Source organism: Thiosocius teredinicola (genome assembly GCF_002009425.1).
GTDB classification, from domain to species: Bacteria; Pseudomonadota; Gammaproteobacteria; order Chromatiales; family Chromatiaceae; genus Thiosocius; species Thiosocius teredinicola.
In genome coordinates, this window is the sequence record NZ_CP019936.1 from 993,626 (window position 1) to 1,018,706 (window position 25,081).

General features: G+C 51.4%; 39 protein-coding genes. 38 read left to right on the plus strand and 1 reads right to left on the minus strand.

The window, feature by feature from the left end; all coding sequences use genetic code 11:
- The first annotated feature begins 56 nt into the window (after positions 1-56).
- The 35 genes from B1781_RS04775 (at position 57) to B1781_RS22865 (ending at position 22,235) form a co-directional block, all read left to right on the plus strand.
- Entirely contained in the window at positions 57-656 is a 600-nt protein-coding gene (locus B1781_RS04775) for a hypothetical protein (protein ID WP_125931915.1), read from the plus strand.
- Positions 657-669: 13 nt separating this feature from the next.
- On the plus strand, positions 670-1,170 hold the full coding sequence (locus B1781_RS22835) for a hypothetical protein (protein WP_125931916.1): 501 nt from the start codon (positions 670-672) through the stop codon (positions 1,168-1,170).
- A gap of 129 nt (positions 1,171-1,299) precedes the next feature.
- A complete protein-coding gene (locus B1781_RS04780) occupies positions 1,300-1,752 on the plus strand; it encodes a protein tyrosine phosphatase family protein (RefSeq protein WP_078118571.1) in 453 nt (150 codons plus the stop codon).
- A gap of 127 nt (positions 1,753-1,879) precedes the next feature.
- The gene (locus tag B1781_RS04785) at positions 1,880-2,410 is read left to right on the plus strand and encodes a hypothetical protein (RefSeq protein WP_078118572.1); all 531 of its coding nucleotides are present in this window, start codon (positions 1,880-1,882) and stop codon (positions 2,408-2,410) included.
- 446 nt (positions 2,411-2,856) lie between these two features.
- Complete coding sequence (locus tag B1781_RS22840; RefSeq protein ID WP_125931917.1) at positions 2,857-3,303, plus strand: hypothetical protein; 447 nt, start codon at positions 2,857-2,859, stop codon at positions 3,301-3,303.
- 160 nt (positions 3,304-3,463) lie between these two features.
- A complete protein-coding gene (locus B1781_RS04790) occupies positions 3,464-3,880 on the plus strand; it encodes a hypothetical protein (protein WP_334223884.1) in 417 nt (138 codons plus the stop codon).
- A gap of 132 nt (positions 3,881-4,012) precedes the next feature.
- Complete coding sequence (locus tag B1781_RS22845) at positions 4,013-4,378, plus strand: hypothetical protein (protein WP_125931918.1); 366 nt, start codon at positions 4,013-4,015, stop codon at positions 4,376-4,378.
- A gap of 128 nt (positions 4,379-4,506) precedes the next feature.
- Positions 4,507-4,968: a DMP19 family protein gene (locus tag B1781_RS04795; protein WP_078118536.1), complete on the plus strand. Its 462-nt coding sequence runs from the start codon at positions 4,507-4,509 to the stop codon at positions 4,966-4,968.
- Between the two features lie 167 nt (positions 4,969-5,135).
- Positions 5,136-5,549, plus strand: a complete 414-nt coding sequence (locus tag B1781_RS04800; protein ID WP_078118573.1) for a GFA family protein — start codon at positions 5,136-5,138, stop codon at positions 5,547-5,549.
- 160 nt (positions 5,550-5,709) lie between these two features.
- Entirely contained in the window at positions 5,710-5,982 is a 273-nt protein-coding gene (locus B1781_RS04805; protein ID WP_164513252.1) for a hypothetical protein, read from the plus strand.
- Between the two features lie 669 nt (positions 5,983-6,651).
- Positions 6,652-6,894: a hypothetical protein gene (locus tag B1781_RS04810; RefSeq protein ID WP_334223885.1), complete on the plus strand. Its 243-nt coding sequence runs from the start codon at positions 6,652-6,654 to the stop codon at positions 6,892-6,894.
- A 328-nt stretch (positions 6,895-7,222) separates the two neighbouring features.
- Entirely contained in the window at positions 7,223-7,594 is a 372-nt protein-coding gene (locus B1781_RS04815; protein WP_164513253.1) for a DUF5071 domain-containing protein, read from the plus strand.
- 687 nt (positions 7,595-8,281) lie between these two features.
- Positions 8,282-8,731: a hypothetical protein gene (locus tag B1781_RS22850; protein ID WP_125931919.1), complete on the plus strand. Its 450-nt coding sequence runs from the start codon at positions 8,282-8,284 to the stop codon at positions 8,729-8,731.
- A 129-nt stretch (positions 8,732-8,860) separates the two neighbouring features.
- Complete coding sequence (locus B1781_RS04825; RefSeq protein ID WP_125931920.1) at positions 8,861-9,247, plus strand: hypothetical protein; 387 nt, start codon at positions 8,861-8,863, stop codon at positions 9,245-9,247.
- A 588-nt stretch (positions 9,248-9,835) separates the two neighbouring features.
- Positions 9,836-10,204, plus strand: a complete 369-nt coding sequence (locus B1781_RS04830) for a hypothetical protein (RefSeq protein ID WP_078118577.1) — start codon at positions 9,836-9,838, stop codon at positions 10,202-10,204.
- 379 nt (positions 10,205-10,583) lie between these two features.
- Positions 10,584-10,775, plus strand: coding sequence for a hypothetical protein (locus B1781_RS04835; protein WP_125931921.1), 192 nt, complete (start codon positions 10,584-10,586; stop codon positions 10,773-10,775).
- 138 nt (positions 10,776-10,913) lie between these two features.
- Positions 10,914-11,237, plus strand: a complete 324-nt coding sequence (locus tag B1781_RS22855) for a hypothetical protein (protein WP_164513250.1) — start codon at positions 10,914-10,916, stop codon at positions 11,235-11,237.
- A 684-nt stretch (positions 11,238-11,921) separates the two neighbouring features.
- Positions 11,922-12,308, plus strand: coding sequence for a hypothetical protein (locus B1781_RS04840; protein ID WP_125931920.1), 387 nt, complete (start codon positions 11,922-11,924; stop codon positions 12,306-12,308).
- A 144-nt stretch (positions 12,309-12,452) separates the two neighbouring features.
- The gene (locus B1781_RS04845) at positions 12,453-12,731 is read left to right on the plus strand and encodes a putative quinol monooxygenase (RefSeq protein WP_078118579.1); all 279 of its coding nucleotides are present in this window, start codon (positions 12,453-12,455) and stop codon (positions 12,729-12,731) included.
- Positions 12,732-12,892: 161 nt separating this feature from the next.
- The gene (locus tag B1781_RS04850) at positions 12,893-13,228 is read left to right on the plus strand and encodes a hypothetical protein (RefSeq protein WP_125931922.1); all 336 of its coding nucleotides are present in this window, start codon (positions 12,893-12,895) and stop codon (positions 13,226-13,228) included.
- A 579-nt stretch (positions 13,229-13,807) separates the two neighbouring features.
- Positions 13,808-14,077, plus strand: coding sequence for a hypothetical protein (locus B1781_RS04855; protein ID WP_078118581.1), 270 nt, complete (start codon positions 13,808-13,810; stop codon positions 14,075-14,077).
- Positions 14,078-14,245: 168 nt separating this feature from the next.
- Complete coding sequence (locus B1781_RS23390) at positions 14,246-14,377, plus strand: hypothetical protein (protein ID WP_334223886.1); 132 nt, start codon at positions 14,246-14,248, stop codon at positions 14,375-14,377.
- Between the two features lie 330 nt (positions 14,378-14,707).
- On the plus strand, positions 14,708-15,064 hold the full coding sequence (gene yidD / locus B1781_RS04860) for a membrane protein insertion efficiency factor YidD (protein WP_078118582.1): 357 nt from the start codon (positions 14,708-14,710) through the stop codon (positions 15,062-15,064).
- Positions 15,065-15,083: 19 nt separating this feature from the next.
- Positions 15,084-15,272 carry a hypothetical protein gene (locus B1781_RS04865; protein ID WP_078118583.1) on the plus strand — a complete coding sequence of 63 codons (189 nt, stop codon included), beginning with the start codon at positions 15,084-15,086 and terminating at the stop codon, positions 15,270-15,272.
- A 650-nt stretch (positions 15,273-15,922) separates the two neighbouring features.
- On the plus strand, positions 15,923-16,327 hold the full coding sequence (locus tag B1781_RS04870) for a hypothetical protein (RefSeq protein WP_125931923.1): 405 nt from the start codon (positions 15,923-15,925) through the stop codon (positions 16,325-16,327).
- A gap of 134 nt (positions 16,328-16,461) precedes the next feature.
- Positions 16,462-16,854 carry a YgdI/YgdR family lipoprotein gene (locus tag B1781_RS04875; protein WP_078118585.1) on the plus strand — a complete coding sequence of 131 codons (393 nt, stop codon included), beginning with the start codon at positions 16,462-16,464 and terminating at the stop codon, positions 16,852-16,854.
- A 140-nt stretch (positions 16,855-16,994) separates the two neighbouring features.
- A complete protein-coding gene (locus B1781_RS04880) occupies positions 16,995-17,315 on the plus strand; it encodes a hypothetical protein (protein ID WP_078118586.1) in 321 nt (106 codons plus the stop codon).
- 145 nt (positions 17,316-17,460) lie between these two features.
- Positions 17,461-18,066 (plus strand): PIN domain-containing protein, encoded by a 606-nt coding sequence (locus tag B1781_RS04885; RefSeq protein ID WP_078118587.1) that lies wholly within the window; start codon positions 17,461-17,463, stop codon positions 18,064-18,066.
- Between the two features lie 145 nt (positions 18,067-18,211).
- Positions 18,212-18,541 (plus strand): hypothetical protein, encoded by a 330-nt coding sequence (locus B1781_RS04890; protein ID WP_078118588.1) that lies wholly within the window; start codon positions 18,212-18,214, stop codon positions 18,539-18,541.
- 163 nt (positions 18,542-18,704) lie between these two features.
- The gene (locus B1781_RS04895) at positions 18,705-19,115 is read left to right on the plus strand and encodes a hypothetical protein (RefSeq protein ID WP_078118589.1); all 411 of its coding nucleotides are present in this window, start codon (positions 18,705-18,707) and stop codon (positions 19,113-19,115) included.
- 160 nt (positions 19,116-19,275) lie between these two features.
- On the plus strand, positions 19,276-19,512 hold the full coding sequence (locus B1781_RS22860; RefSeq protein WP_125931924.1) for a hypothetical protein: 237 nt from the start codon (positions 19,276-19,278) through the stop codon (positions 19,510-19,512).
- Positions 19,513-19,789: 277 nt separating this feature from the next.
- Positions 19,790-20,356 (plus strand): hypothetical protein, encoded by a 567-nt coding sequence (locus B1781_RS04905; protein ID WP_078118591.1) that lies wholly within the window; start codon positions 19,790-19,792, stop codon positions 20,354-20,356.
- 419 nt (positions 20,357-20,775) lie between these two features.
- Positions 20,776-21,222 (plus strand): hypothetical protein, encoded by a 447-nt coding sequence (locus tag B1781_RS04910; RefSeq protein ID WP_125931899.1) that lies wholly within the window; start codon positions 20,776-20,778, stop codon positions 21,220-21,222.
- Positions 21,215-21,790 carry a hypothetical protein gene (locus B1781_RS04915; protein WP_078118592.1) on the plus strand — a complete coding sequence of 192 codons (576 nt, stop codon included), beginning with the start codon at positions 21,215-21,217 and terminating at the stop codon, positions 21,788-21,790. The genes B1781_RS04910 and B1781_RS04915 overlap by 8 nt, the downstream gene beginning before the upstream one ends.
- 211 nt (positions 21,791-22,001) lie before the next feature.
- Positions 22,002-22,235, plus strand: coding sequence for a hypothetical protein (locus B1781_RS22865; RefSeq protein ID WP_125931925.1), 234 nt, complete (start codon positions 22,002-22,004; stop codon positions 22,233-22,235).
- A gap of 133 nt (positions 22,236-22,368) precedes the next feature.
- Here B1781_RS22865 and B1781_RS23105 read toward each other — a convergent pair whose 3' ends face one another.
- The gene (locus B1781_RS23105) at positions 22,369-22,512 is read right to left on the minus strand and encodes a hypothetical protein (RefSeq protein ID WP_164513254.1); all 144 of its coding nucleotides are present in this window, start codon (positions 22,510-22,512) and stop codon (positions 22,369-22,371) included.
- Between the two features lie 592 nt (positions 22,513-23,104).
- Here B1781_RS23105 and B1781_RS04920 point away from each other — a divergent pair.
- From B1781_RS04920 to B1781_RS04930, 3 genes are all read left to right on the plus strand, one after another.
- Entirely contained in the window at positions 23,105-23,635 is a 531-nt protein-coding gene (locus B1781_RS04920; protein ID WP_125931926.1) for a hypothetical protein, read from the plus strand.
- 123 nt (positions 23,636-23,758) lie between these two features.
- Complete coding sequence (locus B1781_RS22870) at positions 23,759-24,265, plus strand: hypothetical protein (protein ID WP_125931927.1); 507 nt, start codon at positions 23,759-23,761, stop codon at positions 24,263-24,265.
- 133 nt (positions 24,266-24,398) lie between these two features.
- The gene (locus B1781_RS04930; protein WP_125931928.1) at positions 24,399-24,827 is read left to right on the plus strand and encodes a hypothetical protein; all 429 of its coding nucleotides are present in this window, start codon (positions 24,399-24,401) and stop codon (positions 24,825-24,827) included.
- Positions 24,828-25,081: the final 254 nt, after the last annotated feature.

Here is a 25,081-nt window from a genome sequence, read left to right on the forward strand (position 1 = left end):
GTTCCCCGAGCAAGTGCTCCACGCCGAATGCCGCTTAACTGGGCGTTATGCGTAGCATGAATTTTGTAGTCCGAAACATCTCCATTGTCCTGCTGATGATTCTCGGAACGTCGGTGCCCGCGGACCAAAATCGGCCTACTTTCGAAATAGCCTACGGTATCTTGAAAAAGGTCGGCCCCGAAAAATTCGAGCTAGTCCGCCAAACATTGGATATTCCGTACATCACAAAAAGTGAAGATCCTTCGTTCGGGTTTGGGTACCTAATACGATCATCGGAGGGCGAATTCGAAGAACTTTCAACCCTCACAACCGATGTGCCGGCGAACATTAGTGGCAATGCGTCGTCCTTCGGAATCGTGAACGATGGAAAAATCACGTTAAGCGGAACGCCTCAGAAATTCCCTGGTTACATGCATTCGGTCTTGCAACTCGAGGAGGGCGATCCGAGCGGCGAATATCAGTTCGAAATATTCTTGAACGGCGAGCATTTCAAAACCATCATTTTCAACGTGGAACTGCCGAAACGCATAACAAGTCGTTCAAGCCGTTCGCTGCGCTCACTCGGACGTCCAGCACTCCGCACTCGCTCAGGCACGGCTTCGCCATTATTGCCTGAGCAAGCGCTCCATGCTGAACGCCGCTTAACTGGGCGTTAGGGCTACATAGAGCATGAAAATTGATCACACAATTCTGCTTCGAGCCTTTCTGATTTTTGTCATTGCACTGCTACTGCCAATTGCTGCGATTGGGGAGGAAAAATTGGTGTGTAAAGGTCATCGGGGGGGCTTAGCAGCTGAGTTTGAAAATGCTCAGTTCACTGAGACTGATTCCGAGCCTTACTCAAGCGAAGATCAGCGATTTATGATCTTCAGCGAAAATGGTGGGAAGAGCGAGTTATATGATATTGCGTGTGAGATTGATCCCCCGGTTCATCAGCTAACTAATGTCCAGCACGTGCAGGAGTCAGATGGCCAGCTACGGGTTGCGGCACGCTCATCGTCCACCAATCGATTATTTGTGTTTCAGTCAAAAAATATGTCTGCATTCTCGGTTGGAGTATTTCTATCGAAGAGTGCGAAAAGCCCAGAAGGTTTGGTGTTGCTTACAACATACACATGCGAGTATCGGTCGATTGATCGGCTGTCTGCGCTATGCGAAAAATCGCCCTAACAAGGCGTTCAAGCCGCTCGCTATGCTCGCTCGGACGCCCAGCACTCCGCACCGTGTTGCGTGTGGCTTCGCCATTTTCACGCAAACGGCGCTCCGCGCTGGCCGCCGCTTAACTGGGCGTTATAACCAATGAGTCTCGAAGAGATAACAAACTACAGAGAGATATCGGAACGATTGGCATCGTCTGGCCAGCCCGACGAAATGCAGTTCAAAGAAATTGCTGCAGCAGGTTTCGAAGTGGTCATCAATCTTGCGATGCCGAACTCAGAAAACGCGATACCCGAGGAGGGCTACATAGTAACGGCCAGAAAAATGGCATACGTACACCTCGCCGTACCGTTCGAAGCGCCTACCGTCGAGCATCTGAGATCATTTTTCGCTCTTATGCAGGCATTCGAGTCAAAAAAATGTTGGGTTCACTGTGTCGTGAACTACCGGGTGTCCGCTTTCCTGTATCAATATTTTCGATTGGTCCGGCGCGTGGATGAAGAAGAAGCGAGAAAAGTCGTGCTGGAGGAATGGAAGCCCAATGAGGTATGGCAAGAATTCATGGCGCTGGAAGCCAAAGATGTTTGGTTATAACAAGTCGGTCAAGTCGCTCGCCTGCGGCTCGCTCGGACATTCAGTACTCCGCACCTGCTCGGGCATGGCTTCGCCATTGTTGCCCGAGCAAGCGCTCCGTACTGAATGCCGCTTACCTGGGCGTTAGATGATAAAGAACCGCGTTTACATAATCTTTGAAGTCGTCATTGGATTCTTTCCGATACTGATGTTTTTGGTATGGGGTTTCGTTGTGTGGCCGGGAACAGTCGCGATGGTGTTTGGGGGAACTGCCGGAATGTTCGAAACGGCGATAGCCCTCGGTGTGCCACTGGGAGTGCTAGGTACTGTTGGCGCTCTTATTCTGGCGGTTGAGGTTTCGTACGAAGATGGCGAACCATATCGCTACCCAAGAACCACCTTACTGTTCGTATTATTCGGTATAGCAGCCGCAGTTCTGGCGGGTGCAGTTCTATTCTTCGATGGCGGCTGGTATTCGTTGGTCGTTATCGTGCCGCTGATGATAACGGCTCAATTGCTATGGCTAGGGAGAAAGAACCTGTGGAGCACATCTAACAAGTCGTTCAAGCCGCTCGCTATGCTCGCTCGGACATTCGGCACTCCGCGCTTGCTCGGGCATGGCTGCGCCATGTTGCCCGAGCAAGCGCTCCATGCCGAATGCCGCTTAACCTGGCGTTAGGTGCAGAAGAAGATTGTGTTTCTAGCAGTCGTGGCAGTTGAGGAAACTACGGCACTCTCGGTCGAGCGCAGCGGCGGAATTTCTGGTGCAGTGCTAGTCTTCATCGAAGCGCGCCGCTCGATAGCGGAATGAGATCGGTGCCGTATTCAAATGGGGGTTCGCGAAGCCATGTTCGCGGTACGCAAGTAAATCATGGAGTGAAGGTCGGTGCGAGGAAACGCCAGAAACAGGCAGTGTGCAAACTTGGAAGGGGTGCCATTTGATGAGTGCAGAGGCCATTTCATCGCCCATGGCAACGTACTCCGTTGCGCACCTAACAAGTCGTTCAAGCCGCTCGCTATGCTCGCTCGGACGCCCAGTACTCCGCGCCGTGTTGCGCATGGCTTCGCCATTGTTGCGCAAACGGCGCTCCGCACTGGCCGCCGCTTAACTGGGCGTTATGCCTTATGAAACGTAGTTTTATTTTTCTGGCAATTGTTTTGAGCGGTTGTACAACGGTCTCCGTACTGCCAGATCGAGAAGTAGGATACTACGCTGTCGGCGTAAGTTTGCTAACGGAAGATGCCATTGTTTGTGAAGCAGGCAAGCCGAAACACCTTTCCGTGTTGGGCGCAGATTTCCCAAAGCACCAAATGCTGAATCGGCATGTCGAAATCGATGGAGTACAACGGGCAAGAACTTGCGAATTGTTCGAAATGGCATCGGTTGCAACTATTCCCAAAGGGCAGCGAATATTCGTTGAACACTTCAAAGTTGTTGATTCTTCGTTTCCGTTGGCCGTGCCCAACCTGTACGCGGTTGGAACGTATGTCGGAGCAAACGGCAAGTCTGCTTCATTCTTCAGGCAGCTGGGGCATGCCGAATTTCCTTATGAAAATATTTGGGAAAAATAATGGCATAACAAGGCGTTCAAGCCGCTCACTATGCTCGCTCGGACGCTTTGCACTCCGCACCTGCTGCGCATGCCTTCGGCATTGTTGCGCAGCAGGCACTCCGCGCAAAGCGCCGCTTAACTGGGCGTTATGCCCAATAAGAAAAAATCTCGGAGGAAGAATGACCAAATCGGAAAGTAAGGGAGTTCTTTTCTTAGCGTTAATTGCGGCGCCATTCGTTGCTGCCGCGAAACTGGTCGAGTCTGTAGGGTGGTTCATTCCTCTTCTTGTCGTCGCAGCTTTGTTCGGGGGCTATTTCTGGTATCAGTCGAGTAAAAAGGAAAAGCGTCTGAGCGCGCTGCGAGAAAAATATGATGATGAAAAGCTTGTACAGAAGATATTTGAAGGTTACTTCTGGCAAGGCCAGCCCGAGGGGCAGTTGGTCGATTCGCTTGGTCAACCTGTGGAGGTTGATCGAAAAGTTCTCAAAACAAAAACTAAGGAAATCTGGAAATACAACCACATGGGCGGCAATCGGTTTGGGTTGCGAGTAACGGTAGAAAATGGCTATGTCGTTGGTTGGGATAAGAAGGCATAACAAGTCGTTCAAGCCGCTCGCTATGCTCGCTCGGACGCTCAGCACTCCGCACCGTCTTGCGTGTGGCTTCGCCATTTTCACGCAAACGGTGCTCCATGCTGAGCGCCGCTTAACTGGGCGTTAGCTGCAGAAATGATTGTCACGCCAACAAAGGAATATGACTCAGAAGGATCAAGGATACGTTTAACCCTCGGGAAAGAATACGAAGTATTGGCAATTGAAGCAGGTTTCTACAGGGTCCTCACTGATCCAGAATTGATACCGTATGGCAACGATCCTGTGCTTTACGAAGCGTCATGCTTCAATGTGAACGATGGCGAAGAACCGAGCTTCTGGGTAACAGAAACCCATGAAGGGGAAACCTATCGCGGGCCATTCGTCTGGTTGCGGTACTTCTTCGAAGAATTGCACGATGGAAACGCGAAAGCGAGGGAAGAATTCAAGTGTCAACTCAAGAAATACTATCCAAGAACATGGCGGGAAAGGTACGGCAGCTAACAAGGCGTTCAAGCCGCTCGCTAAGCTCGCTCGGACGTTTGGTGCTCCGCGCCTTGTTGCGCATGGCTCCGCCATACTTGCGCAAAAGGCGCTCCGCACCAAACGCCGCTTAACTGGGCGTTAGCGTCATGAATTCCAGCGAAGAATCTGATCCATTCTGGGATGCTTGGCTTGCGGTTTCTCAGAAAGAGAAGAAGGCTGGTTTAGAGTCGCTTACCTGTCGCGAAAGAACATTCTATGCCCTAAATCTATTGAGAGGTGCGGTCTTACGAGGTGGCTTTCATACATACTTCGATTTGGCGTCGAGAGAAGAAATTGAGGTTGCAAAAAGGGCGTTTCGCGAAAATGGTGCTCCCAAGATTGCAGAACTCGTAGAAAAAGCCGAGTCAATCATCTTTTCGAACGGGGTGTCCAAGGAATTCGAAGAACAACTTGCGCAACTGCTATGTTGGAGCGAGGAAGAAATCGAACAGGGTATTGAGCCGGAGTGGTCTGTCGCGCTCGATGCGGTAAACAAAGAATTCTATGCTATCGCGGAGGTCGCGGAAGCGGTTGTCGTTAAATACTTCGAAGAAAATTATGCGGATTAGCTTCGCGATCGGAGGTAACGCTAACAAGGCGTTCAAGCCGCTCGCTAAGCTCGCTCGGACGCTTTGCACTCCGCACCTGCTGCGCATGCCTTCGGCATTGTTGCGCAGCAGGCGCTCCGCGCAAAGCGCCGCTTAACTGGGCGTTAGCCCCGAAGAGGAAGACCCAAATGCCAAAGCAAAACATTGAGGGTGGTTGCCAGTGCGGCGCAGTGCGATACGTAATTGAAGGCGAGCCGATTATGGCAGCGATCTGCCATTGCTCAACCTGCCGTAAAGCCAATGCCGCGCCTGCTGTAGCGTGGGCAATGTTCGAGTCCGGGCAAGTTGCGTTCGTGGCTGGGCAATTGAAGAAGTACGAGGCATCTGAAGAAGCAATACGAGGGTTCTGTGCTGAATGCGGTACCCAAATCAGTTTTGAGGCTGAATACTTACCCGGGCTGATTGATATCACCGTGGGCAGTTTCGATAAACCCGAATCGATACAGCCGTCTATGCATTACTGGTACTCGAGGCACCTGTCATGGGCCGAGTTCTCTGATGAATTGCCGCGTTATCCAGAGTTCCCGCCGGTCGAACAATGAAGCGAAGGGCTAACAAGGCGGTCAAGCCGTTCGCTATGCTCACTCGGACGTTTGGTACTCCGCGGGCGCTTGCGCATGGCTACGCCATGATTGCGCAGCGCCCGCTCCGTACCAAACGCCGCTTACCTGGGCGTTAGATGCACGAAGCATGAAGATGTCAATGATTACGCAAGTTGAAATCGGTGCCGTCCTGATTGTTCTGGCCAATATGATTTGGTGGCGAACCAAGTATCTACTCGGTAAGCGGGGCACCAAAGTGAGCTGGCTAACGGGTCATTTGAACGATTACCCAAATTTGCTCCGCGCTATCGATTCGGAAGAAGATCCTGAATCAAAAAAGCAACTCGTCTTCCAAAAGTGGTTGATGCAGTCAATTTGGGTGATTTTGCCTGTCGCAATAGCGTTGATAGCATTGCCGGGGCTGAGTGAATGAGGCGTTCATCAATCTGGGTGGCTGATTACCGCAAACGGTGGGGAAATGGCTCCAGTGTTTCCGCGTTCAGTGGCGCATCTAACAAGTCGTTCAAGCCGCTCGCTAAGCTCGCTCGGACGCCCAGCACTCCGCGCCTTATTGCGCGTGGCTCCGCCATGTTCGCGCAAACGGCGCTCCATGCTGAGCGCCGCTTAACTGGGCGTTAGATGGGCGTAAAAGAAATGAGTGCCGGGCAGCTCGTGCCATTAAATAGGCTGCCGCGTAGCGGTAGGGTTTCGTGGTCCGGCAGTTGCGGCTAAAGTGAGTTATTAAGGCCGCTTTCTTTGGTGGTCAGCGATTATTCGCGGTACGTGGTTGCGGTGTATCTTGATAACCCGTGGCCCATAATTAGCGAGCGCGTGCGAATTTCGATATAGGGAGGTTGTTTCGCTGTGCCATTAGGAACGTCAGTGCCAATCGTCGAGCAAGGTCTTTTCACGGCCGTGCCTTATGCCGGTGATGCGCGCATTTATAGTGCACCGAGCAGAACCGTCTTTTTGGCCTCCGAGTTAACGCATTTCCAAAAGCATCTAACAAGTCGGTCAAGCCGCTCGCTACGCTCACTCGGACATTCGGCACTCCGCACTTGCTCGGCTGTGCCTTCGGCATTGTTTCCCGAGCAAGCGCTCCATGCCGAATGCCGCTTACCTGGGCGTTAGGCTGATAGGTACAAGAATGGAAATAGGAACGGTTTACGATGTTGTTTATCGGCGCGGCAAGTATGAAATCGAATATGAAAATGGTGTTAAGTGCATTAAGAAAACACCAAAATCCTATCGCGTTGAAAGGCCGGATGGGTCAACGATTTTAATTCGGCAAGATTCGATTATTGAGCTTAAAAAAGTATCATCTCTTGAAAACACAAAGACATAACGCGAATGGTTCGCGCATCGTGCATTTAGTGGAACATTGAGCAAGCCGCGCGTCTTACGGCGAGAATCTAGAGGCTTTTGGGGTCAGCGTTGAAAAGGGCGGCTGCTCCGCAACGGTCTCAGTACGTTTCACTGTGAAACCATGTGGGCGGTAAACGGTGAGTGATTCACGCCTAACAATTCGGTCAAGCCGTTCGCTTACGCTCACTCGGACGTCTGGTGCTCCGCGGCGTTTTGCGCATGGCTACGCCATGATTGCGCAAACGCCGCTCCGCACCAGCCGCCGCTTACCTTGGCGTTAGGCGTAAAAAGAAATGCACATCGTTCCAATGAGCAAAACCGACTTCACAGCTTGTGATGCCCTTGCTGCGGCAGAAGATGACGAGGTGGCACGTCACGTGGAAGCACTTTTAGAATGGTTGCAAGATATGAACTGGCCCGTAGCCCCACGAGTCTGCGAGCGCTTGATTCCGCTGGGTAATTCCTTGGCCGAGCAGGTCAGAAAGGTTCTAGTGGGCTCCGATCCAGTCTGGAAATATTGGGTTATTACGGAGCTTGTAGCGAATGCGGAACCATCTCTCGCCATTGCTCTTCAGGCAGAGTTGCGTTTCCTCGCGAGTTCAGTGAACGAGGTTGAGTTAAATGAAGAAGTACCATTGGCGTCCGCAAAGGTTCTAGCAAAATGTGTTCGAAGCGCCTAACAAGTCGTTCAAGCCGCTCGCTATGCTCGCTCGGACGCCCAGCACTCCGCACCGTATTGCGTATGGCTTCGCCATGTTCACGCAAATGGTGCTCCATGCTGAGCGCCGCTTAACTGGGCGTTAGCGATAATAAAAAGAGATTAATCAGCGGTGCTATGAGAAAAGGTGCTCAACTGAACGAACGAAGCGAAATTGCCGCAACCTCGGCTTCCAGAAATCGGTTTGGGCCGCTACTACTGATCGGAGGGCTCGTGCTTATTCATCTCGCTGCTTGCGGGTCGGTTAGCACGGTTCCAAACGACGAAGAGCTTGTTGGCTTGCGCTTTGAAGATGCTGTTAGGGTTGGGAGAGCTTCATTCGAAGTCGTCCCAATCTCAGCGAATCTGAGCGAGTATCGGAGGCAAAGGTCCGATGGGTGTACGTTCAACTATGGAGTTGAGAGTGATACCGACATTATTAAGTATTGGCGCATCGATCCTAGTCCGGAAGAATGCAGAGTACTTAAGCGGCCTATCAACATGTGAGGTTGTGTCGCACAGAGAGATTCCGCTAACAAGGCGTTCAAGCCGTTCGCTATGCTCACTCGGACATTCGGCACTCCGCACTTGCTCGGGCATGCCTTTCGGCATTGTTCCCCGAGCAAGCGCTCCACGCTGAATGCCGCTTAACTGGGCGTTAGGAGCAAGAATGAAATTTGCAACAACAGGGAAGGTTTTGATCCCCGCGGTCATGTCCACATTGATGTTCGGCTGCGCAACCTACGAACCGGTTGAGCCGAAAGACCGATACCCAGGAAGAATTATCGAGAAAGTCGAGAAGAAGAATCCCAATCTGAAAGAAGAACTTCGGGAAGCTGAAGTACGGTACAGAACTTCGTTGTTTCTTTTTGGGTTGGGTAGTGCGCTGGGTGGAGCTATAGGCGGATCGCTCGTCGGCGCAAACGTTGATGCTATTGGCGGAGAAACAATATCGGGCGAACCTTATCGCTATACCATAGAAATGCCCGATTCTAAGAAGGTTGTCATACTTAATAAGCATTCCGGGTTTGCGGTAGGCGATTGCGTTGATGTTCTTGTTGGCAAAGAAACAAAGCAAGTATCTATGGCATATGGAGCAAACTGCGATGATGGCTCCTAACAAGGCGTTCAAGCCGCTCGCTATGCTCGCTCGGACGCTTTGCACTCCGCACCTGCTGCGCATGCCTTCGGCATCGTTGCGCAGCGGGCGCTCCGCGCAAAGCGCCGCTTACCTGGGCGTTAGGCAAAAATGAATATGCAGCTAATTCGAGGGAGTCTAGTTTCGGCGCTTGGCATGTGGCTCAGTTCAATTGCCATATTCTTTGCGTTAGGTACAAATAACGATCTCCAGGAAGCGCTTGCAATTGGAGTAGCTATTGTCAGTCCCTTCGTAATTCTAGGCTTTCTAGTCGCATGGGCGATACCGATCCACCTGCTTTTGAAACGAAGAAACCATACGCGAATTGTCTGGTATGCACTGATCGGCATCATTCCCGGTCCTTTTTTTGTTGCCTTAGCGAAACCGTTCGGAAATGATTCGCTGAAAGATCTCGCTTATCAATCAATGGTCTTCAGCATTATCGGTGTACTTGGGGCAGCAATCTTTTGGTTTTTCGCGGTGAAGCCGAATGCCTAACAAGTTGTTCAAGCCGCTCGCTAAGCTCGCTCGGACGCCCAGCACTCCGTACCTTTTTGCGCATGGCTTTGCCATTTTTGCGCAAACGGTGCTCCGCACTGGCCGCCGCTTAACTGGGCGTTATGTGCAGAAAGTACGGGGCAATAGCAAGTCAAGAATTTAAGTCTTTTCGTGCAACCCGTTAGCGTTGGTGAGTGCTGAAGCACGCTAAAGCCCTGCATCATCTGGCTAATGGGTGTGCCGCCTGATGGCGGAAAGAGATTGGGGACTTTTCCTCCGGGGTTCGCGAAGCAATAATCGCGGAAGGCAGACTAAGGCAGGGAGGCAAAGGCCGCAAAAAATGGAAATGCGCTCACCAAACCAAGTGCCAACATCCTTTGGTGCCAATTGGGTCATCTTGGCAGCCGATTCATCTCCCTGTTGCAACGCACTCCGTTGCGCACATAACAAGTCGTTCAAGCCGCTCGCTTCGCTCACTCGGACGCCCAGCACTCCGCACCTTATTGCGCATGGCTTCGCCATTGTTGCGCAAACGGCGCTCCGTACTGGCCGCCGCTTAACTGGGCGTTAGATGCGGGGCGAAGTTTCATGCAGCAAATAATTCGGCCTTACGTATTCGGTGTCGTCGCTGGATTGGGTGCAGCGTGGCTATTGTGGTTGGTCGTTCTACATTTCCTCTTTGATTTCGTGGGCAGCCTCGGATTTTGGCCTTTCGGCATACTCACGGCAGCATCGTTAGCAATTGGTGGTTACGTTTCGGCGCGGCAGGTGCGTTCGGCGAGGCTGTCGAGGTATCTGATTATGGGTGGTGCCGTAGGACTCACGATCACGTTACTAATCGTGATTTTCACTATGAGAATAGATGAATTGGCAATTCTTCTTGCCTTTATGTTGTCCGGCGTAGCTGCTGCAGTTATCGGTGCGCTTTTGGGTGCACGTCGTAGGTTGAGAGCGTGAAAAAACTGCATCTAACAAGGCGTTCAAGCCGCTCGCTATGCTCGCTCGGACGTTTCGCACTCCGCACTTGTTCGGGCATGGCTTCGCCATTGTTTCCCGATCAAGCGCTCCATGCGAAACGCCGCTTAACTGGGCGTTAGGTGTAGAAGGGATATGGCCAAAATAATCGGAAAAACGACAGGTCTAGTGGTTGTATCGATTCTCGTGTTGCTTATTGCGGCGCCGTTCGGGCCGCTTGGGCAATTGCCGCAAACGTTTCTAGTAGATGAAAACTATTTGAAGGTTGTTCGTAACCAAGACCTGTTTTTGGGGTGTATATCTTTCTTTTTTGTTCTACTGGCAAACATTCCAATCAAACTTTCCGATCGGGTTCCCCGTTTTGGCTGCAATGATCGGTGGAACATTATTTGTCATATTCGCGCAGTCGGGCGATCCGGAGTTTCTCGATTATCTGGGCAGTGAGATTGTCGATTTTCACTCAAGCTATGTACCTGCAGGTATCGCAGTAACCTTGGTGTTTGTCGGCGTTGCGTGGTGGTTTTGTAATGGAAAAACAGGCAAAAACACCTAACAAGGCGTTCAAGCCGCTCGCCATGCTCGCTCGGACGCCCAGCACTCCGCACCTTATTGCGCGTGGCTTCGCCATGTTCGCGCAAACGGCGCTCCGTGCTGGCCGCCGCTTAACCTGGCGTTAGGTGTAAAAGAAGATATGGAATTCGGATCGATTTTGTTTCACAGGTTGCCGGAAGATTTCTCAGATTCTGAGAGAGAACGGTTGATTGAAGAATTGAAAGAGGTTCTTCAAAAGTTTGGCGCTGAATTCGACGAATATCAATTTGCAGGTTACTCGTCGGAACGGTATACCATCTCAAAATGCGTGCGCTGTGGCGATTTAACGCTTGATGAGGCAACAAGCCCAGGCGAACTCGAAACAGGCGATATATTCGATGCTATTGCTAGGATCTTGCGCCCTGGCACATGCCGCAACGGAGAATGTTGGTGCAACGAATGCAGGCAAAGCGTAAGCACCTAACAAGGCGTTCAAGCCACTCGCTACGCTCGCTCGGACACCTAGCACTCCGCACCTGCTTGCGCCTGCCTTCGGCATTGTGGCGCAGCAGGCGCTCCGCGCTAGGTGCCGCTTAACCTGGCGTTAGCTGTAAGAAGATCGTGAATCGAATTAAGCGAGCGAGAAGCGTGGCATACAGTACCGCTCAACATGCAGTGAGCGGTTTGTCGTGGCTACACCCGCGCTTAGGCGAGGAATGCATTACTCAGGGTGTCTCGTTGGTATGCTTCAATTTGATTACCAGCGAAATATGTTCGGAGCAATATCGTGCATCGTTGCCCACGTCTGGCGCCGTTCGTGGTCTTTCCAGAAAGTTCGAGGCAATCGCGAAATCGGAGGGTTTTCAATTGTCCGAGTTCCAAACTGCGGAAATTGGGTTCAATTATGCTGAAGCAGCTTGGCCGCGATCATGTGTTGTACGAATTGTCGGGCGAGCGAATAGAGAGGTCTTGGCCAAGGTTGATTGGTTGGGTCGAAAGTACCGCGCGGAAAGAGGGCTAGCCAATGAATTCAGCTAACAAGGCGGTCAAGCCGTTCGCTATGCTCACTCGGACGTTCGGTACTCCGCACTTTTTTGCGCATGGCTCTGCCATCGTTGCGCAAAAAGCGCTCCGTACCAAACGCCGCTTACCTGGGCGTTAGGCAAAAATGAATATGCAGCTAATTCGAGGGAGTCTAGTTTCGGCGCTTGGCATGTGGCTCAGTTCAATTGCCATATTCTTTGCGTTAGGTACAAATAACGATCTCCAGGAAGCGCTTGCAATTGGAGTAGCTATTGTCAGTCCCTTCGTAATTCTAGGCTTTCTAGTCGCATGGGCGATACCGATCCACCTGCTTTTGAAACGAAGAAACCATACGCGAATTGTCTGGTATGCACTGATCGGCATCATTCCCGGTCCTTTTTTTGTTGCCTTAGCGAAACCGTTCGGAAATGATTCGCTGAAAGATCTCGCTTATCAATCAATGGTCTTCAGCATTATCGGTGTACTTGGGGCAGCAATCTTTTGGTTTTTCGCGGTGAAGCCGAATGCCTAACAAGTTGTTCAAGCCGCTCGCTAAGCTCGCTCGGACGCCCAGCACTCCGCACCTTTTTGCGCATGGCTTTGCCATTTTTGCGCAAACGGTGCTCCGCACTGGCCGCCGCTTAACTGGGCGTTAGGCGTTCGTAGAGGTCAGGTCATGGCAAAGGTCGTACTAGAGGGATTTATCGATGTACCAGAGAATGATCTAGAAGAAGTGCTTAATGAGCTGCCAAAACACATTGAGTTAACACGAAGAGAAAAAGGCTGCCTCGTTTTTCGGGTGGATAGAGATGCAGAAAATAGCTCGCTTTTTCGCGTCTACGAAGAGTTTACGAGCAAGCAAGCTTTCGAGGCGCATCAGGAACGGGTAAGGGCTTCTCGCTGGGGCAGAGTTGCTGTGAATGTGCGAAGAAACTACAAGGTGTCAGAGGTCTGAGGTGAAGCGAAGAATCGGGCATACGCCTAACAAGGCGTTCAAGCCGCTCGCAAAGCTCGCTCGGACGCCCAGCACTCCGCACCGTGTTGCGCGTGGCTTCGCCATGTTCGCGCAAACGGTGCTCCATGCTGAGCGCCGCTTAACTGGGCGTTAGGCAAGAAATGAAAATTGCTACTTACGCAGAGTCAACAGTGCGGAGCATCTGGAAGGCTTGGTTTAAGTACGCTATGGCTACGGTAGGCATCTTTGGGGTTCTTGCGCTAATTACATTGGTGAACAAAAGCTGGGTTTCCGGCGAATTGTTTGCGGTGTTGTGTGCCGCCGTCTTTGCTCACCATTTCTGGCTATTTGCATTGGAACGTTGGCTGCGAAAAGAAGGTGGCGTATCAAAGATGGGTAACGTTCGAGCTTTGCTTTTCTCGGCTAACTTCTACCTAGGCATGTTGGCGGCGCCCGTGCTCTTGGTGGTGTCTTACTTGGTGCGGTCTAATGCCTAACAAGTCGTTCAAGCCGTTCGCTACGCTCACTCGGACACCTAGCACTCCGCACCTGCTTGCGCCTGCCTTCGGCATTTTGGCGCAGCATGCGCTCCGCGCTAGGTGCCGCTTAACCTGGCGTTAGGTGCAGAAGAAAATTGTGTTTCTAGCAATCGCGGCAGTTGTAGGAACTACGGTGCTCTCAGTTGAGCGCGGCGGCGAAACTTCTGGTGCAGTGCTAGTCTTCATCGCAGCACGCCGCTCGATAGCGGAATGAGATCTGTGCAGTATTCAAATGGGGGTTCGCGAAGCCGTATTCGCGGTAGGCAAGGTGCTCATGGAGTGAAGGTCAGTGCGAGGAAACGCCAAAAACAATCAGTGTGCGAACTTGGCAGGGGTGCCATTTGATGAGTGCAGAGGCTATTTCATCGCCCATGGTAACGCGCTCTGTTGCGCACCTAACAAGTCGTTCAAGCCGTTCGCTGCGCTCACTTGGACGCCCAGTACTCCGCACCGTGTTGCGCATGGCTTCGCCATTGTTGCGCAAACGGCGCTCCGCACTGGCCGCCGCTTAACTGGGCGTTAGGTTTCCGTAAACCAATGACCGCGTATATTGCGAATCATCAGAAGAAGAAATCCCTCTTGCAAAAGCGAGAGCAAGAATTGGAGCATGCTCTAAGCCACGGTTTTGATGATTCGAAATTGGAACGAGCCGCTGAGAAAGTGAGGGAGGCAAAATTGGCAGTATTTAAAGCGCTGTTCTCGCAATCTTCTGTGTTGCCTCCGCATTCATATGAAGAGTCCGAAGAAGCGATCAAATGGCGAGATATGCCGGTGTCGGAGATAATTCGCCTGTACAGCGTGCACTAGCTAGGTAAGAAAGCATCCTTGAGTATGGAACGTGAGAAACCTAACAAGGCGTTCAAGCCACTCGCTATGCTCGCTCGCACGCCCAGTGCTCTGCACCTTATTGCGTGTGGCTTCGCCATTTTCACGCAAACGGCACTCCGCGCTGGCCGCCGCTTAACTGGGCGTTAGGTGCAGAAGAAAATTGTGTTTCTAGCGATTGTGGCGGTTGCGGAAACTACGGTGCCCTCGGTCGAGCGCAGCGGCGGAATTTCTGGTGCGGTGCTGGCCTTCATCGAAGCGCGCCGCTCGATAGCGGAATGAGATCGGTGCGGTATTCAAATGGGGGTTCGCGATGCCGTGTTCGCGGTACGCAAGTGGCTCATGGAGTGAAGGTCAGTGCGAGGAAACGCCAGAAAAAAGCAGTGTGCAATCTTGGAAGAGGTGCCATTTGATGAGTACAGAGGACGTTTCATCGCCCATGGTAACGTACGCCGTAGCGCACCTAACAAGTCGTTCAAGCCGCTCGCTAAGCTCGCTCGGACGCCCAGCACTCCGCGCCTTTTTGCGCATGGCTTCGCCATTGTTGCGCAAACGGCGCTCCGCACTGGCCGCCGCTTAACTGGGCGTTATGCGTAAATAGGGACATCCGCTATGGAGAAAATAGCAAAACGAATCGAAGCAGGCGGTAACACCTATGATTGCCAAGTTGAGCCGCATCAGCTGCCAACTATCGAACGATTGTTACGCGGAAAAACCGACGGCGATGAGAAAATTGCGGCTTTACCAGTGCCGAGTCGGCCTTTCTGGCTCCGGCTAACGGTCATATCGCTGCGCTGGTATGGGCGGCGAATTTCGCCAAAGCTCGGCAGCCGTTGTGTATTCGAGCCAAGTTGCTCGCATTATTCGGAGCTCGCGTTCCGTAAAAGAGGTTTCTTTAAAGGGGTATGGCTCACGGCCAAAAGGCTTCGTCGTTGCCGGCCCGGTTCCGGCGGTATAGATTTACCGTAGCGTATAAGGAGAACACCAAATGGAATACAAAATCGAACCAATCGGGGCAGAATTTTCCAACAAGGCTATTAGTCAGCTGGGCAACCATTTCACGGCGCATGCCAATGCAGGCTATAAGCTGCATTCGGTCTTTCAGGCTCAGCAAGCTGGTTGCTTGAGTATTGGTAGTCCCACCATTACCTACTTCGCTATCTACGTTAAAGAATAGGCACGCACGAGTGCGCATAACAAGTCGTTCAAGCCGCTCGCTATGCTCGCTCGGACGCTCAGCACTCCGCACCGTGTTGCGTGCGGCTTCGCCATTTTCACGCAAACGGCGCTCCATGCTGAGCGCCGCTTAACTGGGCGTTAGATGCGCACCTAAGAAAATGATTGCTGGCAAGCATGTGCCAGTAAATTGGCTGCTTTACAGCAAGAAGGTTTCGTGGTCCCGCAGTAGCGGCTAAAGCGGGCTATCGAGGCCGCTTTCTTTGGTGGTCAGCGATTATTCGCGGTACGTGGTTGTGGTGTAGGTTGGTAACCCGTGGCCCTTAATTAGCGAGCGCTTGCGAGGCTCGAGATAGGGAGGTTGTTTCGCTGTGCCAGTAGGAACGTCAGTGCAAATCGTCGCGCACGGTTATTTCGAGGCTGTGCCCAATGCCGGGAGTGCGCGCATTAATTGTGTCCCGCGCAAGCCCCTCTTTTTGGCCTCCGAGTTAACGCATTTCAAAAAGCATCTAACAAGTCGGTCAAGCCGCTCGCATACGCTCACTCGGACGTTTGGTACTCCGCACCTTTCTGCGCATGGCTTCGCTATTTTTGCGCAAAAGGCGCTCCCCACCAAACGCCGCTTACCTGGGCGTTATACGTAAAAAAAGCATGAAGAAATTAATCAAGCCGTTGGCATGGTTCCTTTTCGGTACCCTCATGGCGTATGTTGGCTTTCTCGCCACCGGCTACATTGCCGTGTACATCGAAGCCAATGATCGAATGAAGTATGAAGCTGCCTATGCACTTGCTTACTTTAAAGTTCTGAAGCAGTTGGAAGAGGGCGATACGGAGAAAGCGAAACGTATGCTCAACTGGTATATCGATGCGCACTTTATTAAATTGAGTGAATATCGCTACTTACAGAACTCTCTGTTAATCGAAGATATCGACCGATATCTGTGCCCAGTAGCACAATACAAGCTCGAAAATGAGTCCAGCGTTGAAGTTAAGCAAAGCCCCGCGAAGGAGCAAATACTTGAGTTGGCGAGAGAGATTCTTGATGAAGGGTGCTGAGCGTATAACAAGTCGTTCAAGCCGCTCGCTAAGCTCGCTCGGACGTTTGGTACTCCGCGCCTTGTTGCGCATGGCTACGCCATACTTGCGCAAAAGGCGCTCCGAACCAAACGCCGCTTAACTGGGCGTTAGGCATGCAAATGAAGAACTTGGCGCTCGCGGCGACACTCGTCTTATCAGCTTGCTCTTCGAACCAAGCCCACAAGTACACAAAGGATGGCAGATTGGGAACGGAGTGTTGGGAAGGTGAGTGTCAGGTTACTGTTGCCCAGCTGGTGATCACTCCTGAGCGATATCACGGAAAGAAAGTCCAGGTATACGGGAAATTGTCCGTGAAATACGAGGCCTATGGAGTGTTGTCAGGTGAACACGAAGTTTGGGTGAAGCTTACCGATGAACAAAAAAGAAGATTTGAGTCGCTTGATGGAAAGAAAGGTTTCGTTTCCGGTGTGTTTGATGGATTTGGTACGGGCCATCTTGGTATGTGGGGTGGAACCATTCAAGATGTCACACGCTTCGGTCCGTAGAATGCCTAACAAGTCGTTCAAGCCGCTCGCGGGGCTCGCTCGGACGCTTTGCACTCCGCGCCTGCTGCGCATGCCTTCGGCATTGTTTCGCAGCAGGCGCTCCGCGCAAAGCGCCGCTTAACTGGGCGTTAGGCAAGGGAATGAAAGCAGAAGAAATCGAGCTTCATGATGCCACTATGGATGGGCTATCAATTAACTACCCGAAAAGAAGAGTCGAGTTGAGCATTTCCTACTATCCGGAGGCAGAAAACTCGAAAACAAGGGTGCCAGCCAAGATCGTGTTTAAAGGCGTTGAAAATGTTAGCGAGGTTGCCAATCTCATCGATCTAGAGAGAAATCGCAGCGCGGGCAACATTGCATACTGGCATCCAGCGACGAAGGGAGGCACCACGTACATCTATCTGGTAAGTGGAGTGCTTGCGATTACGGCGAAATCCGTAAAGGTGAAAGTGCATGCCTAACAAGTTGTTCAAGCCGTTCGCTACGCTCACTCGGACATTCAGCACTCCGCACTGGCTCAGGCATGGCTACGCCATTTTGCCCGAGCCAGCGCTCCCTGCTGAATGCCGCTTAACTGGGCGTTAGGGCTAAAAAGGGACAGAGCCATTGAAGAACAACTACGTCCTGATTGATTACGAGAATGTTCAGCCAAAAAGTTTCGCGCTACTTGATGGCCATGATTTCAAGGTCATCGTATTCGTTGGGTCTAATCAGGCAAAGATACCTTTTGAGCTTGTGTCCGCAATCCAGGAACTTGGGAGCAGCGCAAAATACGTAAAGATCGGCGGTAATGGTCCGAATGCTCTAGATTTCCACATTGCTTTCTATATGGGCCAAATCTCCGAGCAGGATCCGGATGCGTATTTCCATATAATTTCAAGAGATACGGGCTTTGATCCGCTCATCAGGCATCTGCGAGAAAAGAAGATCTTTGCACAGCGTGAAAAAGATCTTGCTGAAATACCGCTGGTTCGTATTTCAAACGCGAATACCATCGATGAAAAAGTCGAAGCGGTCGTCGAGAGGCTTTCCGCCCTCGGGCACTCAAGGCCACGGAAAGTGCAAACGCTCAAGAATACGATTAATGCGCTTTTCGCAAAAAAGCTCGAAGAAGATCAGTTGGTGGCGCTGGTTGAGCGTATGAAGCAGCGAAAACTGCTGGTAGTTGAGAATGAGAAAGTTGCTTACAGGCCGCCGATCAGTCAGCCCTAACAAGGCGGTCAAGCCGTTCGCCTGCGGCTCACTCGGACGTTCAGCACTCCGCGCCTGCTCGCGCATGGCTTCGCCATTTTTGCGCGATCAGTCGCTCCGAGCTGAACGCCGCTTACCTGGGCGTTAGCTGTAAAAGAAATCGGTCATGGAAATACGTTCGGAACACCCAATGCCAACACGTCCTTGCCAATATTGTTTGGCCATGCAGAATGACAGCGTGTTCGCAGATTTCGGAGTCGACGAAAAAGGCTGTCTGTATCTTCTGCGCATTTCCTACGATGGGTATGGCTGCTGCGAGCCGGAAGAACAATCAAACCTCGGTGTTATTGGCAAAGAAAGTTCTAATCGGCTCATTGCGCTCATTAAAAGCAACGATCTAGGAAAGCCCGAGGCAAGTTCGATACTTAGAGAGTATTTTCTAGAAAACCGAGATAAGCTCTGGCCGGAAGCACTGAACGAACATGGGTTGGTCTGAAATGCAAAACCCCGAGCAACAGCTAACAAGGCGTTCAAGCCGCTCGCTATGCTCGCTCGGACATTCAGCACTCCACACCTGCTCGGGCATGCCTTCGGCATTGTTCCCCGAGCATGCGCTCCATGCTGAATGCCGCTTAACCTGGCGTTAGCGCTAAAAAGCAATGAACGATGAGCAACTAGGGAAAATCGAGAGGTATATCGATGCTTGGATTGGGGAAATACCTTTCAGGTTTCCGTGCTCGAGAACGGAAACTCTCCGCTTCTACATCCGAGCCGGTGAAGATGGTCCAAACTTCGATCAACGGAAAATCGTTGAAGATCTTGCTATCCGTTATGAAGCACTGTGGCCAACAATTTTCACAAAGCTTGGGGAGATGCGTTCTGAGAATGCTGGCGCGATCTCCGAAACAATGCCGAAGCCTAGACTACTTCTCACGATTCCCGGAATTTTTGAATCAGAGATTTGTGATTTTGAGCTTGGCTACGAATTCGAAGATGAAGAAGCGGAGGGGGCAGGCTACTTTCTCGGGTTTTCCGAGTGGGCTCTAAAAGTGGCGGTCAGGGCTAGCTAAGTTGGGTCGAGGCGCTAACAAGGCGTTCAAGCCGCTCGCTATGCTCGCTCGGACGCCCAGCACTCCGCACCGTGTTGCGCATGGCTTCGCCATTGTTGCGCAAACGGTGCTCCGTACTGGCCGCCGCTTAACTGGGCGTTAGGCGAAACAAGGAGGAAAAATGTCGAGAAAAAGGGATCCGAACGAGCACCGAGAATGCCTTAGGCTATTCGGCATCGAGCTAAAGAAAGAAATAACTAGCAATCTTGCGTTTTGGGAAAAACACAATCCCGAGGCAGCGAAACAACGTGCAGCTGCGTTTTCTCTTGTATTGTCGGCTATGCGAGATGCCGCAGAGTCAGCCAATGTTCCCCTCCAAGATATCGGCATTGAAGATTTCACGCTGAGGGTAAATTGAAGGCAGGCTTCAAGGAATGTGGCAAATGAAGAACACATTATTCGTGTCAGTAGCATTCGCAGCAGCGGAGATTTCTTGCGGGCTACCAGAAGGTTGGTTCCAGCAGTCGGTGGCGCCTAACAAGGCGTTCAAGCCGCTCGCTAAGCTCACTCGGACGTTTGGTACTCCGCACCTTTTTGCGCATGGCTTCGCCATACTTGCGCAAACGGCGCTCCGCACCAAACGCCGCTTAACTGGGCGTTAGACAGTAGCTTGATATCAAACGAGGGAGCAGTTTATGTGGCTATTAATTGGATATTTGTCAATTTCGTTGACTTTGGGGTTTTTGCTGGGCTCTTCAAATACCCCGGTCATTGGCGTATTTATTACTGGTTTTTTAGCCCTTGTGGGCACAGTGGTTGGTGCCAAATACTTATTCGATTTTCCTGATTCCCAGCAGAACCTGATGCCTATCGTGGGCAAATCTCTTTTCGTTCTTTCTCTTGGGGTTGCGTCCGGCACTATAGCGGGAGAAAAATATCGAAACGGGATCCACGATAGAGGGAGTAGAAGTTTTCCTTGGTCCAAAGATAATGCTCCAACAACTACACATGAGGCGATAGACTGGATAGCGCTTAGCGAAAAACTATCAAACCTCGGTTATAGTCAAAGTGCCATCATCGAATTATACAGAATTCGAGTTGTCGAGAGAAAGGAACTATCGGAATTGATCCGTAAAGAAACCGCAAAAGGAGTAGACCCGTTTAATATAACGAAGCTATATGATTCGACTAATCCTTTTAATACCATGCTGGGCACAGTGGAAGCCGAAGAGCGGGTCCGTGGCCCGGCCAGCATCGAGTAAATGGAGAGTCTTGATGAAGAAAGTTGTGATCGCTGCACTTTTATCCTTTGCCACCACTGTCGCAGCAGGAGATGCGTCGATTAATACAAATCTCGAGGAATTAAGTTTAGAAGCCACTAGGATTGCCAGAGGTCCAACCTGCGATTGGGGAGAATGTATGGATAATTGCTATGCGCAGAGAAACAGGTGCTTTGATAGAAATAACCCTGCCAGTGTGTGCGATCCTGAGTACGATAGCTGCAAAGGTTGGTGCAACAACGCCTGTAGATAGCGAGTATTTATCTAACAAGTCGTTCAAGCCGCTCACTATGCTCGCTCGGACATTCAGCACTCCGCACTTGCTCGGGCATGCCTTCGGCATTGTTCCCCGAACAAGCGCTCCATGCTGAATGCCGCTTAACTGGGCGTTATGCATAAAAATGAGCCTTTCGTTTACTTGGAGTAAATCGTCGGAAAATGTAGCTCACTTCGGAATGATGGTGGGTGAACGCTCGTGGGAATTTGAAGGAACAGATGCCATTGATAGCCTTGGAGAGTTTGCCGAAGTAACTAGCTCAACTGTCTTAGAAGGCCGCGAAGCAAAAGTCGCGTTCGAGAATGAACCCGGTCAGCATCTTCTCGGAATGGCGCCTCTTGGCGATGGTAGAGTTGAAATCAAATTGGTGTGGGTAGCCATCCCCTATGCGGTTTTAGGAGGCCAAGCGCAGGAAGAAGTGCTGGCAATTTTTGAAGTTTCGGTCGCGGAGTTGCTTGGTGCTGTGCGCTCCATGCTTGCTGAGGTGCAAAAGCATTGCGGTGCTGCTGGAAGAACCCTTGGTAAGTATCCGTTTCCCGAAGCTGCGTTCGAAAGGTTGAAGAATGCATAACAAGGCGGTCAAGCCGTTCGCTATGCTCACTCGGACGTTTGGTACTCCGCGTGCGCTTGCGCATGGCTTCGCCATTTTTGCGCAGCCCCCGCTCCGTACCAAACGCCGCTTACCTTGGCGTTATGCTAAAAGAGGATTTATGAAACAAATATTATTTCTATCATGCCTGGCTCTTACTCTCGCAGGTTGCGCAGCCAATGCATACAAAGAGCCCTCAAAAGATGAGCCTCACGCAATTTTCAATACCAATGCAAAGTTGGTCCCGATCGAGATAGATGGTGGTCCGAGACCGAACTGGAAGATGTCGAACTGGACCTATCGTCTACGCCCTGGAAAAGTCAGCATGTTTGTGGGTGCGGAGGCGACTGGAGTCCTTCGTGCTTATGGGGGCATTGAGTTTGTTGCGGAAAGCGGGGCTACCTATGAACCCGTTCTGGAAAATGGGCTCGAAACAGTAACGCTGAGTATCATGAATTCTGAAACAAAGGAAATAGTGGCCTCAAGCGAACTCAGAAAGCAGGTGGCACCATATGGATATGCGGTGCCCATAGTCGTTCCGTCGAGATAGCATTCGATGTTTTCTGTGCCGTTAGCGCAGTTCCCAAGAACGATGCGGCATAACAAGTCGTTTAAGCCGCTCGCTATGCTCGCTCGGACGCTCGGTACTCCGCACCTTATTGCGCATGGCTTCGCCATTGTTGCGCAAAAGGTGCTCCGAACCGATCGCCGCTTAACTGGGCGTTAGGTGAAGAACAGACTCATCAGTATATGGAGCGAAAATGGCTAAAGATCGATTCACGATTCCTTTGAATTGCCCAAAATGCGGGAAAACGGGCGAAGCTCATTGTTGGCAAGAAGATGGATGGGCTTTCGCAAAAGGCAATACTGCAACCACAGTTGCCGAGGTGACGCCTGGCTTCACACGAGTCAATAAGGCTAGTTACTGGGGCGAAGATGTGAATTTTGTTTGCGATGAATGCAACGAACTCTCAGCAGGAAAGAATACAGCCTAACTCACACTCAGAAATTTAATCAGCATCAGGCCTTATCCAAAGAAACGAAAACGTATTAGCAAAGAAGATGAAAGCCACAGAAATCCCTCTTATCAGTCCATCGAAGGTACCAATTACCGGGCTACTCACTGAATCAGGTGAGGTGTGCCCGGTGAAATGCTTTTTCTCCCGCCATAACGGTCAGAATAATTTCTTCTTCGAGGTTCCAGAAGGGCTCACGAGCCAGCTGGTTAACAAAGATGGTGATCGAGTCTTTGTTGATCAAAATGGCGAGCATTGGCCCTCAGGAGACGTCATGTGGGAATCAACTCCGCCAATCACCTAACAAGTCGTTCAAGCCGCTCGCTACGCTCGCTCGGACGCTTCGCACTCCGCACCCGCTGCGCATGCCTTCGGCATTGTTGCGCAGCCGGCGCTCCGCGCGAAGCGCCGCTTAACTGGGCGTTAGCCACGGTCTTTTTTAATTTTGCTAAGGCAAGGGAAGTGCTTCTTCAAAGAACAACAAAAATGAGCAGGGCAGGTGGCTTTTTGAAGAAGTCAGGCCAATGTGATCATTTCACTTCTAGAAGCAATGCGTCAGCTTTAGCCGCAAGATGGTGGTCAACGCAGAAAGACCGTGGATCGTCGGCCAAGGTGCCCGCGGGAACACCCTTTGGTCCGCAAATATTTGCCGCGTTGGCTTTTACTTCAGAAAGTGTAAATTTCGGGCAAAGGTTTTGTGGGGCGCAATGCAAAGCAGGCTTCTTGTTTGCTCGTGCAAAGTTCACGGCTAACAAGGCGTTCAAGCCGCTCGTCGCTTTGCTCCTCACTGGGACGCCCGGCTTCGCCGGTCGCCCCTTAACACGGCGTTAGCGCCAAAAGAAGGAAATATGGAAGTTAAGAGAAATCTCATGGCGCTGGCCTTTAGTGCATTCCTCGCGTTTCACGCGCCGACCGTTTGGTCGGAATTGGCAGCAGATCCCTTGGTGGGCTTTGAAAGCGATTTAGCACGCGTTGATGCATGGGGCCCAATGGATGGTGAATGGCAAGGGAGCTACCGAATCATTCATGCCGACGAAACCGTCCCTAGCGGTACCGAAACAACAGAGATTTCCCCGGCGATTAAGCTTGTAATTCGGGGCGATACTGCAGAATTCTACATCCGAAGTCCTGGTGCCGAGTGGGTGAAGGTAGGCGAATCGATTCATGTCATACATCGGCATGTCTTTTCTATGTTCCTGCATATTCGTAGGTCGCCATTGTGGGTTGAGAAATGGATGGTGAATATTGATCGCACATCAAAAGATGAAGCAGAGCTATCAATTATGCGCACGGTGAACAATTGGCGAGGAGAAGTTGCTGGGCCAAAAGTGTTCTCAGTTTTCGGCCGAGGAAAGATGTCCCGTGGCATGCAGCGCTAACAAGGCGTTCAAGCCGCTCGCTACGCTCACTGGGACGTTCAACGCGGAGCGCCTGCTTGGGCGAAAATGGCGAAGCCATGCCCAAGCGGGTGCGGAGTGTTGAACGCCCCTTAACCTGGCGTTATGCGTAATAATCCATTAATACCACTTGCTCTTATCGCTCTGCTCATGGGCGGCTGCTCTACACGCTATGCGTTGGTCGATGAAAGCGCTTTTACTGAGTGGGCTCAAGAGAAAAACGTTGGTCCACCAAAGTATGAATGCTGGGAACGTATAGGAAGTGGTCAGTTCCATCCGTGGAATAGCTGCCCGATGTTGCAAGAACAGACGGAGGCTGGTGATACCGGAATTGTGGTCGAAGTTCGCCGTACGGCTTATCTCCGTGATGTCAGTCCAGGCATGATTTTCTTTATGGGTGTAATTCCAGCCGAAAACCTGTATGAGTACGAAATCAGCGCAACTATCCGTCGCTCAGGTGATTCGGCTCGGGTACTGAGCAGAAAAGTGCATGTGCTAGAAACCTGGGGTTCGCTGAACACCGTGCGAAATCTCTCTGGCCAGGCGAACAAATTGGAGGAAATCGAAATGCAGATCTTTCGAGCGATTCATGAAAAGCTCACTGGCGCATAACAAACCGTTCAAGCCGCTCGCTATGCTCGCTCGGACGTTTGGTACTCCGCGCCTTGTTGCGCATGGCTCCGCCATATTTGCGCAAAAGGCGCTCCGCACCAAACGCCGCTTAACTGGGCGTTAGGTGCTTGGAATGGCGCAGTGGTTTCATGTTACTTGTGAAGCGGAGTCGGATAATCTGTTCCAATTGGCAGATGGTCGCTACCAGTTCACTGCACACGGAAGAACCGCACCATTAATGATCGGGTATGGGTATGTCTTGGCAGATCGAGCCTTGGCGAAGTATTTAGTGAGCCGCCGATTGCAAGAAATCGAAATCCGTCCGGCAACCCTGTATCGGCGTACAACAAATGAAGAGTTCGATACACATGCGGAAATCTGTATTGGTTCCGAAATCGAGTTTGAAAAGTTCGATGAAGTCCAAGCTCATGGTGAACAGCTAGCGATAATGGGTAAGCAATACCTTTTCGCCAGTAGCGCGCTCAAGGAAGAATTAGAGCGAGCAAAATTTGAATACTTACGTTTCAGCGAGGGTCTCAGTGAATTCTGCGCAGGCACCTAACAAGTCGGTCAAGCCGTTCGCTGCGCTCACTCGGACGTCCCGTACTCCGCGCCTTTTTGCGTATGGCTTCGCCATCGTTACGCAAACGGCGCTCCGCACTGGCCGCCGCTTACCTGGGCGTTAGATGCGCGCAAAAGGAAATGAAAGTTGGCGAGCGTGAAGGAATAAAAGTCTTGCTGCGCAAAGTACAGGTTTCGTGGTCCCGCTGTAGCGGCTAAAGTGAGTTTTTCGAGGCCACTTTCTTTGGTGGTCGG